Genomic DNA, 2,063 nt, shown 5'->3' with positions numbered 1-2,063 from the left:
CATCGGGTCGGTTGACCTTTGTGCGCGAGGGGGGAGTTGAACCCCCACGCCCTTTCGGGCACTGGAACCTGAATCCAGCGCGTCTGCCTATTCCGCCACCCGCGCATCTGGGTGATGAGGAAAACTATAGACCATCCGGAGGGGTGCTTCCGACCACCCCCGGGCGAACGGGCGGGCCCGCGGTGGTGGGCCGCAGCAGGCGGAGCGGCACGTCCGGGCCGTCCGCCCGGCTCGCGAGGTCAGGCCCGGAACTCGTCGATGACGACCACGCCGGTCGGCCCGTACGTCTCCAGGGACTCCAGCACGCCGCCCGCTTCGTGGAGGCCGACGGTGCGGGTCACGATCCGGCCGGGGTTGAGGCGGCCGGCCCCGATCATGTTGAGCATCGTGCCGAACCGCTGGCCCTGCATGCCGAAGGCCCCGAGGATCTCCAGTTCCTTGACCATCATCACGTCGATCGGCAGCGCGACGCCGCCCTTCTCCGCGCCGGTGGTGTGCCCGAGCTGGAGGTGTCGGCCGCGCGTCCGCAGGGACAGCACGGAGTTCCGGCAGGCCTCGGCGATCCCGACGGCGTCGACGGACACGTGGGCGCCGCCCCGGGTGAGGTCCTTCACCGCCTCCGTCGGCTCGTCCCTGGCCGCGTTGACGGTGTGGACGGCCCCCAGGGCGCGCGCGGCCGAGAGCTTCTCGTCCGTGATGTCGATCGCGATGACGTTGGCGCCGGTGGCGGCGGCGATCTCCACCGTGGACAGGCCCATGCCGCCGCCGGCCCCGTACACCGCGACCCATTCCCCGCCGCGGACCCGGGCCTGGTCGACGACGCCGTGGAAGGCGGTCATGTAGCGGCAGGCGAGGGCGGCGACGTCGACGAAGCCGACGGACTCCGGCACTTCGACCAGGTTGACGTCGGCGAAGCGGACCATGACGTACTCCGCGAAGGCGCCCCAGTAGGACACCCCGGGTACGAGCGAGTCGACGTGCTCGCACACGTGCTGGTTGCCGCTGCGGCACATCTCGCACGAACCCTCGCCGGGGTTCATCGGGAAGATGACGCGGTCGCCCTCCTTCCAGTCCCGCACCTCCCGGCCGACCTCGACGACGGTGCCGGCGAACTCGTGGCCGAGGACGAACGGGGCCTCGACGCGCGGCCCTCCCGTCCAGAAGTCCCCGGCCCACAGGGCCCAGTCGGTGCGGCAGATCCCGTTGGCGCCGACGCGCACGATCGCGCCGTCCGGCGGGCATGCGGGGTCGGGCACCTCGCGGATGACGAGCGGCTTGTGGAGTTCTTCGATGACTGCGGCGCGCATGGACGCGACCTCCTCGGGAAACGTCCACCGGTTCAAGTGGTGGACTTGGAAGCTATGCGCTCGCCCGCCGCAACGTCAACCACATAAAGTGGTGGACATGAGCAATGGGGACGGTCGACGTGAGGGGCGCCAGCGCGCCAAGACGGACTTCCGCTTCGACGACGCGCGACTGTGCTTCGCCTTCGCCGGAACACTGGCCGATCGAGGCAAGGACGTGCACGTCGAGCGGCTGGCCCGGCCGGAGGACCTGAGCCGCTGGTGCGCGGAGAGCGGCTGCACAGCAGTGGCGCCGGCCTGCACCGAGGCCGACCTGGACGGCGCCAGGCGGCTCCGCGAGGCGATCCAGCGGACCGGCCTCGCTCTGGCGGACGGAGTCCCGCCCGCGCCCGAGGACGTCGCGCTCGTCAACGGCGCCGCAGCCGAGCCCACGTCGGTGCCCGTGCTCTCGGCCGACGCGACGTCCGTGCGCTGGCACGGGGACGGGGTCGCGGCGGTGCTGTCGATGGTCGCGCGGGACCTGATCGAACTCTGCCGGTCCGAACACCGCACGCGCGTCCGCATCTGCGGGAACCCGGCGTGCGGCACCCCGTTCGTCGACACCTCCCGCGCGGGCGCCCGCCGCTGGTGCTCGATGAAGACGTGTGGCGCCCTCGTCAAGAAACGGGCCTACCGGGCGAGGGCCCAGGCGCCTGCCGACGGCGAGTAGATCGGCCGGGCGGAACACGCCTCGGGGCATGTCTCTTATACACATCTCCG

The 2,063-nt window shown here is 71.5% G+C and carries 2 protein-coding genes and 1 tRNA gene; 1 reads left to right on the top strand and 2 read right to left on the bottom strand.

Annotated elements, in window-relative coordinates; genetic code table 11:
- Positions 1-21: 21 nt before the first annotated feature.
- Both ACFU7Y_RS43365 and ACFU7Y_RS43360 read right to left on the bottom strand, forming a co-directional pair.
- Positions 22-105 (bottom strand) — tRNA-Leu (locus ACFU7Y_RS43365).
- A 134-nt stretch (positions 106-239) separates the two neighbouring features.
- Positions 240-1,307, bottom strand: coding sequence for an alcohol dehydrogenase catalytic domain-containing protein (locus ACFU7Y_RS43360; protein WP_380771963.1), 1,068 nt, complete (start codon positions 1,305-1,307; stop codon positions 240-242).
- Positions 1,308-1,404: 97 nt separating this feature from the next.
- On the opposite strand from ACFU7Y_RS43360, the gene ACFU7Y_RS43355 reads away from it, so the two are divergent.
- Positions 1,405-2,013: an ABATE domain-containing protein gene (locus tag ACFU7Y_RS43355; protein ID WP_224279255.1), complete on the top strand. Its 609-nt coding sequence runs from the start codon at positions 1,405-1,407 to the stop codon at positions 2,011-2,013.
- The last annotated feature ends 50 nt before the right edge of the window (positions 2,014-2,063 follow it).

It is taken from the genome of Kitasatospora sp. NPDC057542 (genome assembly GCF_042801945.1).
Lineage (GTDB): Bacteria > Actinomycetota > Actinomycetes > Streptomycetales > Streptomycetaceae > Kitasatospora.
Note: the sequence above shows the minus strand (reverse complement) of the source record. Positions and strands in the feature narration are given on the sequence as shown.

What these genes read in the sequence shown, in the direction of transcription:
- ACFU7Y_RS43355 (WP_224279255.1), top strand. Translation starts at nt 1,405, where the DNA reads ATGAGCAATGGGGACGGTCGACGTGAGGGGCGCCAGCGCGCCAAGACG.
- ACFU7Y_RS43360 (WP_380771963.1), bottom strand. Translation starts at nt 1,307, where the DNA reads ATGCGCGCCGCAGTCATCGAAGAACTCCACAAGCCGCTCGTCATCCGC.